The organism is Betaproteobacteria bacterium (assembly GCA_016713305.1).
Taxonomy (GTDB): Bacteria; Pseudomonadota; Gammaproteobacteria; order Burkholderiales.
In genome coordinates, this window is sequence record JADJPK010000031.1 from 270,460 (window position 1) to 284,012 (window position 13,553).

The window sequence follows — 13,553 nt, forward strand, 5'->3', positions numbered from 1 at the left end:
AGCCAAAGCCGGATCGGCCGGGGTCGAGCAACCCGCAACGGGTGAGCCCGTGCTGCAGACACGGGCGTGGCGGGCCACCCTCGCCGGAGAACCGGCACCAGCCCGCGCGAAATCACCCCTTCCGAGCGAGCATGTCTGCGCGTCGCATGCGCCGCGCAGAAGCAGCACCACGAGGGAAGGACCGGGGAACGGAACGATTCGCCTCAGGGCAACTGCTTGATTCTTTGTTTTGTTGCGCGCGAGGGTGGCGCCGGGGGCGCCGATAGGAATGGTCTCCTCACGACGGGATGAAAAATACTCTCGCCGGTGCCGCTTGTCTATCGCTGAACAACGTTCATTTCGCGGCGAAAACCTGTCGAGTTTTCTTACCTTTACATTGTTGCGGCTTATGTCCAGAATCGTCCGCACCCGCGATCGAATCTCTTACTGATCTCTTATTTCAATGCTCTTCGCCCTGCGTGATCCGAAGTACCTGGCGGCTCTCTGCCTTCTGCAATGCAGCACCGCCATGGCGGCCGAAGACTACGACTGCCTCATCGAGGCGCGCGACACCGTGGAGATCCGCAGCCCGGTCGAAGGGTTGATCGAGCAGGTCCTGGTGCGCCGCGGCGACATGGTCCGAAAGGGCACGGTCCTGGTGAATCTGGAATCCGGCGCGGAGCGCGCGGCCGTGGAACTGGCCCGGTCCAAGGCCACGATGGAGGGCCCGCTCAGGGCCGCCGAATCCCGGCTCGACTTCGCCGCCAAGAAGGAGCAGAGGACGGTCGAGCTGTTCAAGCAGAACTTCGTCTCCGCCGGCGCGCTCGACGAGGCCCGGACGCAGCGCGAACTGGCCGAATCGGAATTGCGGGAAGCCCGCGAGAACCGCCGCCTCAACGAACTGGAACTGCAGAGGTCCGAGGAAGTGCTGAAGCTTCGCACCATCCGTGCGCCGTTCGACGGCGTGGTGGTGGAGCGGTACATGTCCTCCGGCAGCTTCGCCACTTCGAACGTGAAGGATCCGATCCTCCGGTTGGCGGAAGTCAACCCGCTGCACGTGGAAGTCGTGATCCCGGCGACGCACTTCGGCAGGATCCGCAAGGGCGCTCGGGCGACGGTCCGGCCGGAGGCCCCCAACGGACGCTTCAAGGCAACCGTGATCACGGTGGATTCGGTCATCGACGCGGCGAGCGGCACGTTCGGCGTCCGCCTGGAACTGCCCAATCCCGGACTGGCGATTCCGGCAGGTGCCAAGTGCAAGATCGCCTTCGACGGAAAGTAGTCTTCTCCGCCTGCGCCTGCCTGATCGCGGGGACGTGGAGTTCCCGCGCGCTTGCCCAGACGGGCCAGGCGCGCATCACGGCCGACGTCCCGCCCGGCGTCCACAAGACGCTCCGGCTGCGCAACGTGCCGAAGGACGCCCAGCTGGCGATCGCGGTCCAGGCCTCTTCCCGCATCCTCCTGTCCCTCATCGGCGAGGAGGACGCCAAGCGCTATCCGGACGTGACGGAGCCGCTGTTCACCGCACCCGTCGAACGCGCCATGTCGTTCTCCGTGACGCTGCCCAGCGCCGGCAACTACTACGTGGTGTTCGACAACCGCAAGGGTGAAGCGGTCAGCAAGGTGCGGCTGATCGTGCGAGCCGCGCGCTCGCGCGCCGACCCCGTGCCGCCGGCACCTCCCGCCGCGGAGCCTCCGGTTTCGCCGCCACCGCCCGCCGACCGCCCGTCGCCGCTGAGACGCAGGACGGAAACGCACGAGATGTAGGACGGAACGGGCGGGATCGCCGCCACCGTCCTTCCGCACCGTGACTGCCGTTGCGCGATGGCGAACGGTACGGCGGCGACCCCTGCATGGCGCATTGCCGACGCCCGCATCGGCCACGTAGCCCGATGGCGCGGCGTCTCCAGAGGAGGATTCCATGACCGCATATTTCGCAGGCCGGCGACGCGTCGGACGATTCTTCCAGACGCTCGACTCCGGACGCTCCCGCGTGGACGTCGACATCTACGAACGCTGGGAGGACATCGACGCCAGTACCACGGCGCGATGCGGCGCAGCCGGCAGTTGCCAGATCGCGAAGTCCGAAGGCCTCAGCGAGAAGAGCGCCTACAACCTGAAAGGCGTCATCGAGAGCACTCTTGGCACCGCCGGAGTACTGAGTCTCAAGGCGCAAGTGGAGGAAACCATCGGCCGGGAAGTGAACTGGAACCGCGGCGTGACCGTGACCAAGACCTTTCCCTACACCGCGCCCAAGTGCGGACGGTTCACCCTGACCATCTACGAACTGACCCGCGAATACGAGATCGCCTATTCGAGGCTCAAGCGCCGGCTGTTCCATCCCGATGTCTGGGAAACCAGGTGGACGAAGACGCTGCACGAGGCGACCAACCGGCACGACGGCTATCCGGACATCGAGGAGTTCGACGAGGCCTGTGGCTGCCCGGGCGCGAGTCCGCAGTCCGATGACGGCAGGCTGTCCTTCGACTTCGGCTCGCTGACCTTCCGCTTTCCTTACCGGCTGACGGAAAGCGGATTCGAGGTGCAGATCTTCAAGCAGGTCGTCGCGTTCGCGTTTGCCACCGGCTACGCAAACGGCATCCGCAGCCTGGACGCGGGCGTGACGATTGACGTTCCGCTCGACGTCATTCCCGAGCCGCTACTTTTCCTGGGGGAACTCCAAGGCGAGCGCGCCAATGCGACGGTCACACGATGGTTCGAATCCCTTGCGTCCGCCCTCCCCGTGCCGGATCTCTTGCCGGCGGCGGCGGAATCGATCCGCATCTCCGGCATGGCGGCACTGCCCGAACCGAAGGGCTCCTGACCGGGGAGAAGCGGTCGGTGATCCGTTCGCTCGCCCGCTTCGGGCTCTGACCGGGGTACTGGGGAAGTTCTCTGCGCGCCTCCGTCCCTGCGATCCTCGATGCCCCGGCAAACCTCAGGGGCCCAGGAAGCGTCCATCGGCGGCCGCCTGCACCAGGAAGTCCACGAACGCCCGCACGCGCGGCGTGGCGTGGCGATTCTGCGGATAGAGCACCCATAGCGCCGGGCTCTGGACCCGGTACCCGGCCAGGACCGGTTCGAGCGATCCCCGCCGGATGGCATCGCCCGTGACGTAGCTGGAGATCTGGATGATCCCGCAACCCGCGCACGCCGCTTCGACCAGACACTCGGCGTGATCGAAGGTGAGGCGCCCCGACACCGGCACCGGGAACGTCTGCCCATCCCGCTGGAACAACCACTCGCGAAGAACACCGCGGCTGGGGACCACGAAGCGGGTGCATTCATGGCGGGCGAGATCCTCCGGGACGGCCGGACGACCGTGCGTGCTCAGGTACGCCGGGGAAGCACAGGTCACGAGGGTCCCTCCGATCAACCGGCGCGCCACGAGACGGGAGTCCGGCGGCTCGCCGAGACGGATGGCGACATCGAAGCCTTCCTCGATCAGGTCCACAAGCCGATCGGTGGCACTGGCTTCGATGGTCACCTCCGGATATCGCGCGAGGAACTCCGGGACCAAGCCAGCGACTTGCAGACGGCCCACGGATACCGGCATGGTGAGCCGCAGGCGGCCCCGGGGCGCAAGGTGTACGGAGCTCAGGGACTGTTCCGCATCCTCCAGGTCCAGCACGATCTGACGACATCGCTCGTAGAACGAGACGCCCTCCGGCGTGAGGGTGACACTGCGGGAAGTGCGATGAAGCAACCGAACCGCGAACTTCGTCTCGAGCCGGGTCACCGCCTTGCTGACGCCGGAGGGCGAAATGCCCAGCATCCGTGCTGCGGTCGTGAAACTTCGAGCCTCCGCAGCCCGGACGAAGGCGAGCACACCCGTGAGATTGTCCAGCCCGAGGCCCGCCATCTGTGACCCTCCGTCACTCAAAGATTGCCAGGAGCCAGGATTATCACGCCAGAGTCATCCTTCTACAGTCCTCCCCACGACGGCACGGGAATGCGCCCGGATCCTCCGGGCAAACCCCCGTCTCTCTCGAGGAGAGGACATGAACGGATTCGAAGGCAGGGTGGCGTTGGTCACGGGCGCAGGCTCGGGCATCGGCAGGGCGACGGCAATCGCGTTTGCCCGGGAGGGCACGTCAGTGGTCGTCGCCGGCCGGCGGGAAACGGAAGGAAACGAGACTGTGAGAACGATCGAACAGGCCGGCGGCGAGGCGATCTTCGTGGCGGCGGACATACGCAGCGAGGCGTCGATCGCCCATCTCGTCGAAAGAGCGTTCGGCTGGAAGGGCCGCCTGGACTTTGCGTTCAACAACGCAGGCACGGAAGGCCACGGCCGGTTCGTGACGGAAGAGACGGAACAGAACTTCGACGACGTCTTCGGCACGAACGTGAAGGGAACGATGCTCGCCATGAAACACGAGATCCCGGCGATCCTGAAAAGCGGCGGCGGGGCGATCGTCAACAATTCTTCCATCGTCGGGCACATCGCGTTTCCGGGAGCGGCGGTCTACTCGGCCAGCAAGCATGCGGTCATCGGTCTGACTCGCTCCGCGGCTCTCGAGCAGGCAAAATCGGGAATCAGGATCAATGTCGTGGCGCCCGGCGCGGTCAAGACCGACATGATGGATCGCTTCGTCGGCGGCAGCGAAGAGATGGCGGCAGGCTTCGCGGCCATGCATCCGATGGGTCGAGTCGGTGTGCCCGGGGAGATCGCGCAGACCGTCTTGTTCCTTTGTTCGCCCGGCGCCTCGTTCATCACGGGGCAATCGATTCTCGTGGACGGAGGTTTCACCGCTCAATGACAGGCACGCCGGCGGGCCCGCAGAACCTGCCCGATCACATACGCTCCCAATGGCCGTTCACGCCGCGCTTCGCACGCGTGAACGGCTGTCGCATGCACTACGTGGACGAGGGTGCCGGCGATCCCGTCGTGCTGCTGCACGGCAATCCGACCTGGGGGTTCCTCTACCGGGAATTCATCGGCCCGCTCGTCGCGGCCGGCCACCGGGTCATCGTGCCGGACATGATCGGCTTCGGCCTGTCGGAGAAGCCACCCCGGGAGCACGCCCACAGCCTGGATGGCCACATCGCCGATCTCGCGGGGCTCATGCGGCAACTGGACCTGCGCCGGGCGACGATGGTCTGCCACGACTGGGGCGGGCCTACGGGGCTCGGCGCGGCGCTGTCCAATCCTGAGCGCATCCGCGCGCTCGTCATCATGAGCACGTGGGCGTGGCCGGCTCCGCCCGCCGAATTCCACACGCGCGTCTTTCCCTGGCGGACGATGCATGCACCGCTGGCTGGACCGTACCTGCTCGGACGCCACGCCGCGTTGTGCGGACGCGGCATGTATCTCTCGGTCGTGGATCGAAAGCGATTCCAGTCCCGTGCCCAGGCGGCCTACGAGGCCGTGCTGCCCGATCCTGCGGACCGCCTGCTCACCTGGGCCTGGCCGCGCTGGATTCCGCTCGATGAAACGGCCCGGGGGCATGCGCGCTTCCAGTGGCTCGAGCGAGAACTGTCGCAGAGCCGGTGGCCCGCCATGATCGTCTGGGGAAGAGAGGACGACGTCTTCGATCACGGGACGTTCGCCACCCGCTTCAAGAAGATGCTGCCGCACGCGGAGGGACCGCACCTTGTAACTGGACGGCATTTCCTGCAGGAAGATTCGGGTCCGGAAATCGCCGCGCTGATCGTATCGTTCCTGGATCGTGTGAAGAAGGGGGAACGCGCGTGACACCCGCTCCTTTCGTCCGCATCGCGGATTCCCTGCCGCTCGAGGACAAGCGATGCTCGCCCGTGCTGGTGGAGGACCGGCTGGGCCACTACCCCGAGTTCCGCGAGTTCTTCGCCCGGCAGTTCGATCTCGACCGCACGGGGCTCTCGGCGCCTGGATTCGTCACGGCCGACGATCGGCACTACATGTTCGTCTTCGTGGGCCGCAGCGGCGAGCCGTTTCCGAGCGGCGTGGAGATCCACGCCGTCGTCGATGCGCTGGAACCGCTCGACGACACGCTCGTCGACCGCGATCTGTGGGAGATCCTGCGCTGGGTGTTCGAGGGCGTGGGTGCTCCATGGACCGTGGAAGACCTCGACCGCACGGGCGGCCTCTACCGGATCCCGGCTCTGACAGCGTCATAGGATTCGGGCTCACGGGAAGCCTGCTCGATAGGCTATCCTCCGGCGCGCATCGGCCCACACACGAACCCATCGCCAAGGAGAGCGCCGTGGCCAAGGAAGTCGATCCCGTCAAGACCGCCAGGCAGTTCGAATCGTACGTCCGCAACATCTGGCCCTGGCAGCGCAAGTTCGTCGGCAGCCGCCTGCATCGGCGATGCACCCAGTGCGGTGCGTCCGAAAGGATGCTGCCGCTGAACGCCTCCGGCATCTGCAGCGAGTGCGAGCGGATCAACGCCCAGGGGCAGCCGCCGAAACGCGCACGCAATCCCGCCGTGGAGGCAGAACTTGCGCAGATCCTCGCTGCGGCCCAGGGAACGGGAAGCGGCAGCTACGACGCGCTGCTCATGTTCAGCGGCGGCAAGGACAGCACCTATCTCGCCCAGCGCATGAAGAACGAGCATCCGCGCCTGCGGCTGCTCGCGTGCACGGTGGACAACAGCTTCATGAGTCCCGTTGCGAAGAGAAACATCGACGAGATCCTTCCCCGGCTCAACATCGATCACGTCTTCATCCGGCCGCGGCGCGAGTTCTACGTGAAGCTTTTCCGCTACGCAGTCACGCACCTCAATGCCGAAGGCAGTTACGGCACCGTCGATTTCAGCGACGGCGAATTCATGCTCGACTCGGCGCGCAACCTGGCAGCCGAGAAAGGCATCCCGCTCATCGTCTGCGGGTACTCGCGCTATCAGGTGGAGAACGGATTGGGACTGCAGCACTTCGAGTCGCCGCGCGAGACCTAACGCCGTCCGCGTACCGACACGGCAGGACTCAAGCTGGAAGACATGTTCGATGCCGACGAGCGCAACCTCTGGTGGCGAGGGCAGACACGCGCGGACATCGATGTTCCGCGCCTGCTCTTTCCGCTCTACGCGTGGGATCTGGAGGAAGCGGAGATCAAGCGGCAGGTCGTGGAGTGGGGGCTCATCCAGGACCGCAATCAGAGCCCCATCGTCACCAATCACCGGCTCATTCCGTTGCTGGGCGTGGTGGACGTCCACCAGTTCGGTTACAGCAGCTTCGAGAAGGAGTTCTGCCGCATGATCCGCGAGGGCAAGGCCGAGCGGGAGCCGTGGCAGCATACGTTCGAGTTCCTCGAGTACACGTCGAAAACGGGATTGTTCGTGAAGCCGCTGGTGCTCGATCTGCTGAAGGAACTGGACCTCACGACCCAGGATGTGGGCGTGAAGTTCGACTGATCGCCCCGACCCGGCGAGTGCTCGCGTGGATCAGAGGAAGAAATGAGATGAAGGAACGCCCTTCGTCGTTGCCGTCGGCGGATTTGGGCGCGGCCCTGTTCCTCGTGCTGCTCGTGTGTGGTGCGGGTGCCGTGTCCGCGGCGGAAAGCGGCTGCGGAAGGGACGTGCATTCAGTCCTGAGCCGCAACTTGAAACTGCCCGCCCTCGTGCCCGCCGAAGCGGACGGAAACATCGTGGCGGAAGCCTGCAAGCCGTGGCCGGACAACCCGCGGATGACGGTGGCGGCCATCGCCTTCGATTCCGGTGTCCAGTACGAGAAGCAGTTGGTCGTCGCCCTTGTGGACGCGAGATCCGGAAGAGTGGCGAGCCACCACCGGAACACCGTCGCCGAAGACGCAATCACCGAATTCGGCCCCGCCAGCCTGAGCATCGACACCGCCCGATACCGCCTTTCGCCCACTCTCAGGGCAATCGGCTATCGCTTCAGAAGCGCGGCCCAGGGGGCGAGCTGCGGCGAGGCGAACTGGAACGACGAGCTCACGCTGCTTGTTCCGGAAGGCGGGACGCTCCGTCCCGTTCTCACCCTGCCCATGTACCAGCAACGTTCGCTGAAAGGATGCCTCAGCGTGCAGTCACAGGGCGCGGTATGGCAGGACGCCGCCTTGACGCTCGGTATGGAAAAGTCGATATCGAACGGCTACCACGACATCAGGCTGTCGGCGTCCGTGACCACAACGGCCAATGGCGATCCTGCCGGTCCGTCGCCCGCCTCGATCGAGCATCACGTCTTCCGGTACGACGGCAGGATGTACCGGCCGGAGACGGACAAGCCCTGGTGGGCAGGGTTCTGACCCACAATCGCCCGCAAAGCCGCTCCGGAGCGAGTCCGAAGCGGCCCTGCAGCCCGGGCGGACAGGGATGCAGACCGCCGAAGGGTCAGCCCGCCGCTGCGGCGCTCATCGTCGCGTAGTCGAGATAGCCCTCCGGCCCCCTCGAATAGAAGGTCGCCCGGTTGTACGGTGTGAGCGATGCCCCCACCCTGAGACGCTCCGGCAGATCGGGGTTGGAGATGAACAGGCGGCCGAACGCGATGGCATCGGCATCTCCGTCGGCGATCATTGCGTTGGCACCCTCTGCGCGGAAGTTTCCGGCCGCGATGAGGCGGCCGTGCCACATCGGCCGGAACAGCCGCGCCGCCGAGGGCACATTCTGGTGGTCCACTTCTCTCTGCCCCGCCCCGCCCGCGCGCGGTTCGATGAGATGCAGGTACGACAGCCCGAACGCGTCGAGCTGGCGAATCAGGTGCGAATAGAGCGGCATGGGGTCAGCCTCGCCGCTGTCGTTGGCGATCCCGTAAGGAGAAAGCCGGATGCCCACGCGCGAGGCGCCCCACACCTGGCTGATCGCCTGCACGACGTCCAGCACCACCCGGCAGCGGTTCTCGATGGATCCCCCGTAGATGTCGGTGCGCTGGTTCGTGCGCGACTGCAGGAACTGCTCGAGAAGATAGCCGTTGGCCGCGTGGATCTCCACGCCGTCGAATCCGGCCGCCTTGGCATTGCGGGCGGCCTGCGCATAGCGGTCCACGAGCGCGGGAATCTCGGCCGTCTCCAGCGCGCGCGGAGTGGGAAACGGTTCCTTCGTGAAATCCGCCGTGGTCGCTTCTCCGGCCGCGGCGATCGCGGACGGCGCGATCGGCAATGCGCCCCCGGGTTGGTGCGACGGATGGGACAGACGTCCCATGTGCCACAGCTGCAGGTAGGCGACCCCGCCCTTCGCGTGGATCGCGTCGCTCACCAGCTTCCATCCGGCGATCTGCTCGGCCGAGTGGATTCCCGGCGTGCAGGGGATACCCTTGCCGTCCGGGGAAATCTGCGAGGCCTCGCAGATGATGAAACCGCCTGCCGTGGCCCGCTGCCCGTAGTACTGCGCCATCATGGCGTTGGCCGCATTGCTGGCAGCATCGGCGCGCATGCGCGTGAGCGGCGGCATTACGACACGGTGGGAAAGCTGAAGACCGCCGAGTGTCAGCGGCGTGAAGAGGTTGTGAGTGGTCATGGAATGCGGGAGTCCCTGGAGATCGATGAACGCGTCCGGATCCACCGGACGCGCATGGTCGGCCGGGCATTATCTCCGCTTCGACCTATCGCGCGAAGCCTCGCGTGGCATTTCTCGGACAGGGTCCTGCCGATCCAGTACCGGTCCGCTCATTCCCTCGCCGCCATCACGCCTGAGCGCTGGGACGCTTCGATACTGCCTCGTACCAGCGAGCGACATGTTTCAGTTCGGACGGCAGTTCCAGACCGGTAAACCGCGCGAAATCGATCGCGCACAGCGCACTGATGTCAGGCATGGAAAACTGCTGCCCGGCGACAAAGGGATTGCGCTCGAGTTGATGATCCAGCATCCGGACAAAGCGTCCGTAGCGTGCCCGGCCTCTTTCTATGAGCTCCGGAATCTGGGCCACGGTCTCGGCCGTTCCCGGCAGCCCCCGGCCTGCGAAAGGTGGAAACGCATTGCGGAAACTTTCTTCGACACCGAGTTCTCCGTCGCAGTGCACCTTTTGCTGCCACATCTCCACCATTGCCTCTTCGAGGGCCGTCCTTCCCCACAAGGCAGGAATCGGATGAAGCCGCTCAATGTATCGGCAGATCGCGGTGGACTCTCCGATCTGGGTACCGTCGTCCAGTTCCAGCATCGGAACCAGCCGTGGGGAGTACCTGGAGATGTAATCCGTCTTGAGGCACGCGCGCTCCGCGTCGAAACATTCCTCGGTTTCTATCGTCAAGCCTTTCTCGGCGAGGAAGATCCGGACACGACGGCAATTCGGTGAGAGCTTCATATCGTAGAGCTTCATTCAACCCGCCTCCATGGAACGTGGGGATTCGCCGCGAAACCCTACGCGAAACGGTCTTACCGATGGATTACCGCATCGCGCTGTCGCCTTCAGGGCGCCACTCCGAGAGACTGCAAGACGGCTCTGGTCTCGCGCGAAGGTTCCACGCCCAGCGTGCCGGTGAGCATTTCGCGGCACCGGCGATAGACGCCCACGGCATCGGCATGCTCGCCCCTTTGCACCAGGCAAGCCATGAGGCGCCGGTAGAATTCCTCGTGCAGGGCGTCGGCATCCAGGGCCTTGCTGTAGACCTCCGCCGCGTCGGCCCACCGGCCCTGATCCTCGAGCATGCGCGCCACCCGGACGACCGCACGCTGGAATTTGGCTCGCAGGCGGTCCCGATAGCCGATCGACCACACGGAGTCCACTTCTCCACCGAGGAAATGCCCGGCATAAATCGATACCGCCCGCTTCCAGTCGCCGGCCTCCGCCTTCGTACCGGAGCCGGACAGGATTTCGTTGCACCGCACTTCGAAGACATGCGCGTCCACCCAGCAGCGTGCCCCATTCAGGGTGACTCGTCCTGCATCGAGTCGAACGGACTCCTCCCCTCCAAGTAGCTTCCTCAATCGATGCAACGCGACGGTCAACGCCGCGTGCGCCGCATCGCCGTCCAGTCCCTCCCACAATCGTGCCGCCAGGTCCGTGGCGCTCGCTCCCGGCTCCCCGGCGGAGATGATCGCCTTCAGGAGTTCCAGCAGCCGATACTGAGGCCTGTGGCCGAAGCGCAACGGCTCTCCGTCGATCAGGACAAGAAACCGTCCGAGGGTGAAGATCTGCACGGGCCACGGCCAGGGGGCATCCACGGCCGGGGATTGCAGTTTCCGGCGGCGGACGAGTTCGCGAACGTAGTCCGGCTGTATGGAGAACTCCATCGCGGCACTGCACAGTTCACCCATCATCCGGGGCACCCACATCAGCGTCTTATGGAACGCATGGCGCGCTCCTGCCTCGAATGCACGGGACAAGATCGTTTTCACCTCGGCGGATCGCCCCGACCGAAGGGCGACGAAAGCATCCATCACGTCCAGATTGAAATTCAGCAGCGGGCTGCCCATGCCGGCGAGCGCAACTCGCCAGCGTTCGATCCGGGCTTCGGCCGCCTGGAATTCCTTGCGCTCGCACAGAAGAAACACCGGGGGATGGTTGTAGGCAGTGTTGAATGGAACCCCCACCATCGGCATCCGGGAAAACTCGTCCCAAAGCTGGTGCGCCCGGGGGAGATCGCCCTTCAGCACGAATGTCCAGAGTTCAAGGGAGCGGAAGTAGACGACCTCCATGTAGCGATCGTCTCTCAGTCCGGAGCGCGCCTTCTCCAGAAAGCCGCATGCTTCGTCGATACGCCCGACGCTCAACAGCACGTGCGCGCATCCGACCAGTTGGAACGATGCGGAGATCTGTGCGCCTTCCTCTTCGGCGATCCGCAATGCGGCGATCTGCTCTTCGAAGGCGAGGTCTCCCTCCCCCTGCATGTCGTAGTACTGAGATGTCCTGAATGCTTCCCAGATCCGCAATCTGGGCGCTATTCGCGGATTGCGTCGAGCCTTCTTGGCCATCTGGACCAGAGGCATCGACCCACGGAAGTTTCCCATGAGCTCGTAGTAGAAGAGCAAGAAGACGCGCGAACGCAGGAGTTCGTTGGGATCCGTTTCCTCCTCCAACCCCGCAACGACTTCGGCGGCGAGCTCGCGCAGCAGCGGATCGCCCGGCCGGCGATACAGAAGCGCGATGAGCAACGTGGTTCGGACCGAAGCAGCAAGAGGACGCGGTGCGTCTGTCCGCAGCGTCAGGAACAACTCCTTCAGCCGATCGAGAAAAGGATCCATGAAGGCGACCGTGTGCCATTCCTGGCAGAACCCGTCGATGTAGGCGGACAACGCAAGCATCTCGCCTAACGGCTCCGGCTGCGCCGAGAACTGACCGGCGGCTTCGGCGAGAAGTAGTCTTCCGGCGGGAATGTCGAGCACCGACCGGGCCATGCCTCGCCAGTAGGTCAGCCAGGGTCTCGTGGCGCTTCTGCCGGGGGGAGCCGCGTCTACCCATTCGAGTATGGTGTTCCACCGGCCTTGCTTCATCATCTCCGGCGCGCGCTCACGCAAGACCGATTCGATCTCTTCCCAGGCGGCAGCGTCCTTGAGGAGCGCGACTGCGGGGTCGAAATCGCCGCGTTCCACGAGTATGCGGCTGGCGGACAACAGGACGTCCCGCCACTGGCGCGCGGGAAACGTGCCGACTGCACGGTTCAGGAGGAATTCGCGGAACAGGTCGTGGTACCGGTAGCCGATACCCAGGCCCGTCTGGCGATCCGTGAAGAAGTTCCGGCGGAACAGCCGTTCGAGTACCTCGGACGCATCGCTCCTCCCCGTGAGGAGCATCGCCGTCTCCGGCGTTATGCGCGGCAGCAACGCGGTACGCATCAGAAAGTCCTGGTCAGCCGCTTCCGCTCTCGAGAAGACCTCCGAAGCGAAGTAGGCGAAGATCGCTTCCTGCGACATCGACCTGGGGATCGCCGTATCCGCGGCCCCGGACCCGGCCGCGGACAACAACAGGACGACGCCGGCAGGCCATCCTCCCGAGCGGTCGTGCATCCGACGCGCCGCCTCGCCGTCCGTCCCTCCGCGGCCGACGATGGCAGACGTTTCCTCGGCCGTCAGACGCAGCTCGTCCCACTCCATCAATCCGATGGTCCGATCGGCCAGATGTTTCGCGAAGTCCTGAGGCGGAGCCTCGCGCGATACGAAGATCGAACAGCCTGCCGGAGGTACCTGTGACATCGCCGACTTCAGCAGTGCATGAAAATCGGCGCCCGCCGCTTCCTGACAATTGTCGAAGACATAAACGGTCTCGGCGTCGAAACGCGCGAAGAGTATCCGGAAAAATCTGCGTCCGAAGCCTGCCTTGTCGTCTGCGTAGTCGATCGTGAGATAGGGAAGCGATTCGCGCGCAGGCCCGTGCCCTGCCGTGTCCACGAGAAACGAAATGAACGTCGAAGCATCGCCATCGCCGCTGTCGACCTGATACCAGCAGAAAGGGCGTCGCCGCGCATCGAGCCAGCTGCTGACCAGCGACGTCTTACCTGCGCCCGGCGGACCGCTGATCCAGACCGCCGAGTATTGACTGCACAACTCGTCCAGGCGTCGGAACAGTCTTTCCCGCGGGACGGCGCGGTGAATGCGCGGACGGGACAGCTTGGCGAGTTGCGCTTTCTTCGGTGCTCTTCTCGGCATCGGGGCAGTCCTGTTCTGATGGGCACTCGGGGCTCGCAGCCCGCGTGTGCGTCCGTGGCCGGCGAGTTCGTGTCGAAGCTGCCCGTCACACGCCCCTTCAGTTTACTGATTCCCGTC

13 protein-coding genes are annotated in these 13,553 nt (G+C 64.9%); 9 read left to right on the forward strand and 4 right to left on the reverse strand.

Annotation, left to right across the window (positions count from 1 at the left end; genetic code table 11):
• Nucleotides 1-442: 442 nt before the first annotated feature.
• The 3 genes from IPK20_22755 to IPK20_22765 all read left to right on the forward strand — a co-directional run bounded on the left by IPK20_22755 (nt 443) and on the right by IPK20_22765 (nt 2,803).
• On the forward strand, nt 443-1,261 hold the full coding sequence (locus IPK20_22755) for an efflux RND transporter periplasmic adaptor subunit (protein MBK8019208.1): 819 nt from the start codon (nt 443-445) through the stop codon (nt 1,259-1,261).
• Nucleotides 1,234-1,746: a hypothetical protein gene (locus IPK20_22760; protein MBK8019209.1), complete on the forward strand. Its 513-nt coding sequence runs from the start codon at nt 1,234-1,236 to the stop codon at nt 1,744-1,746. The genes IPK20_22755 and IPK20_22760 overlap by 28 nt, the downstream gene beginning before the upstream one ends.
• Before the next feature lie 154 nt (nt 1,747-1,900).
• Nucleotides 1,901-2,803 (forward strand): hypothetical protein, encoded by a 903-nt coding sequence (locus IPK20_22765; protein MBK8019210.1) that lies wholly within the window; start codon nt 1,901-1,903, stop codon nt 2,801-2,803.
• Nucleotides 2,804-2,917: 114 nt separating this feature from the next.
• On the opposite strand, the gene IPK20_22770 is transcribed toward IPK20_22765, so the two are convergent.
• Entirely contained in the window at nt 2,918-3,841 is a 924-nt protein-coding gene (locus IPK20_22770; protein ID MBK8019211.1) for a LysR family transcriptional regulator, read from the reverse strand.
• Nucleotides 3,842-3,980: 139 nt separating this feature from the next.
• Between IPK20_22770 and IPK20_22775 the strand changes: the two genes are divergently transcribed.
• From IPK20_22775 to IPK20_22800, 6 genes are all read left to right on the forward strand, one after another.
• Nucleotides 3,981-4,739: an SDR family oxidoreductase gene (locus tag IPK20_22775; GenBank protein ID MBK8019212.1), complete on the forward strand. Its 759-nt coding sequence runs from the start codon at nt 3,981-3,983 to the stop codon at nt 4,737-4,739.
• On the forward strand, nt 4,736-5,674 hold the full coding sequence (locus tag IPK20_22780) for an alpha/beta fold hydrolase (protein ID MBK8019213.1): 939 nt from the start codon (nt 4,736-4,738) through the stop codon (nt 5,672-5,674). The genes IPK20_22775 and IPK20_22780 overlap by 4 nt, the downstream gene beginning before the upstream one ends.
• Nucleotides 5,671-6,078 carry a hypothetical protein gene (locus tag IPK20_22785; GenBank protein ID MBK8019214.1) on the forward strand — a complete coding sequence of 136 codons (408 nt, stop codon included), beginning with the start codon at nt 5,671-5,673 and terminating at the stop codon, nt 6,076-6,078. Before IPK20_22780 ends, IPK20_22785 begins: the two co-directional genes overlap by 4 nt.
• 86 nt (nt 6,079-6,164) lie before the next feature.
• Complete coding sequence (locus IPK20_22790; protein ID MBK8019215.1) at nt 6,165-6,857, forward strand: hypothetical protein; 693 nt, start codon at nt 6,165-6,167, stop codon at nt 6,855-6,857.
• A 42-nt stretch (nt 6,858-6,899) separates the two neighbouring features.
• Entirely contained in the window at nt 6,900-7,313 is a 414-nt protein-coding gene (locus tag IPK20_22795; protein MBK8019216.1) for a hypothetical protein, read from the forward strand.
• A 47-nt stretch (nt 7,314-7,360) separates the two neighbouring features.
• Nucleotides 7,361-8,164 (forward strand): hypothetical protein, encoded by an 804-nt coding sequence (locus IPK20_22800; protein MBK8019217.1) that lies wholly within the window; start codon nt 7,361-7,363, stop codon nt 8,162-8,164.
• Between the two features lie 85 nt (nt 8,165-8,249).
• Here IPK20_22800 and IPK20_22805 read toward each other — a convergent pair whose 3' ends face one another.
• The 3 genes from IPK20_22805 to IPK20_22815 form a co-directional block, all read right to left on the reverse strand.
• Entirely contained in the window at nt 8,250-9,371 is a 1,122-nt protein-coding gene (locus IPK20_22805) for an alkene reductase (GenBank protein ID MBK8019218.1), read from the reverse strand.
• 166 nt (nt 9,372-9,537) lie between these two features.
• On the reverse strand, nt 9,538-10,170 hold the full coding sequence (locus IPK20_22810; protein ID MBK8019219.1) for a glutathione S-transferase family protein: 633 nt from the start codon (nt 10,168-10,170) through the stop codon (nt 9,538-9,540).
• An 89-nt stretch (nt 10,171-10,259) separates the two neighbouring features.
• Nucleotides 10,260-13,436, reverse strand: coding sequence for a hypothetical protein (locus tag IPK20_22815; protein ID MBK8019220.1), 3,177 nt, complete (start codon nt 13,434-13,436; stop codon nt 10,260-10,262).
• Nucleotides 13,437-13,553: the final 117 nt, after the last annotated feature.

What these genes read in the sequence shown, in the direction of transcription:
- IPK20_22755 (MBK8019208.1), top strand. Translation starts at nt 443, where the DNA reads ATGCTCTTCGCCCTGCGTGATCCGAAGTACCTGGCGGCTCTCTGCCTT.
- IPK20_22765 (MBK8019210.1), top strand. Translation starts at nt 1,901, where the DNA reads ATGACCGCATATTTCGCAGGCCGGCGACGCGTCGGACGATTCTTCCAG.
- IPK20_22770 (MBK8019211.1), bottom strand. Translation starts at nt 3,841, where the DNA reads ATGGCGGGCCTCGGGCTGGACAATCTCACGGGTGTGCTCGCCTTCGTC.
- IPK20_22775 (MBK8019212.1), top strand. Translation starts at nt 3,981, where the DNA reads ATGAACGGATTCGAAGGCAGGGTGGCGTTGGTCACGGGCGCAGGCTCG.
- IPK20_22780 (MBK8019213.1), top strand. Translation starts at nt 4,736, where the DNA reads ATGACAGGCACGCCGGCGGGCCCGCAGAACCTGCCCGATCACATACGC.
- IPK20_22795 (MBK8019216.1), top strand. Translation starts at nt 6,900, where the DNA reads ATGTTCGATGCCGACGAGCGCAACCTCTGGTGGCGAGGGCAGACACGC.
- IPK20_22800 (MBK8019217.1), top strand. Translation starts at nt 7,361, where the DNA reads ATGAAGGAACGCCCTTCGTCGTTGCCGTCGGCGGATTTGGGCGCGGCC.
- IPK20_22805 (MBK8019218.1), bottom strand. Translation starts at nt 9,371, where the DNA reads ATGACCACTCACAACCTCTTCACGCCGCTGACACTCGGCGGTCTTCAG.
- IPK20_22810 (MBK8019219.1), bottom strand. Translation starts at nt 10,170, where the DNA reads ATGAAGCTCTACGATATGAAGCTCTCACCGAATTGCCGTCGTGTCCGG.
- IPK20_22815 (MBK8019220.1), bottom strand. Translation starts at nt 13,436, where the DNA reads ATGCCGAGAAGAGCACCGAAGAAAGCGCAACTCGCCAAGCTGTCCCGT.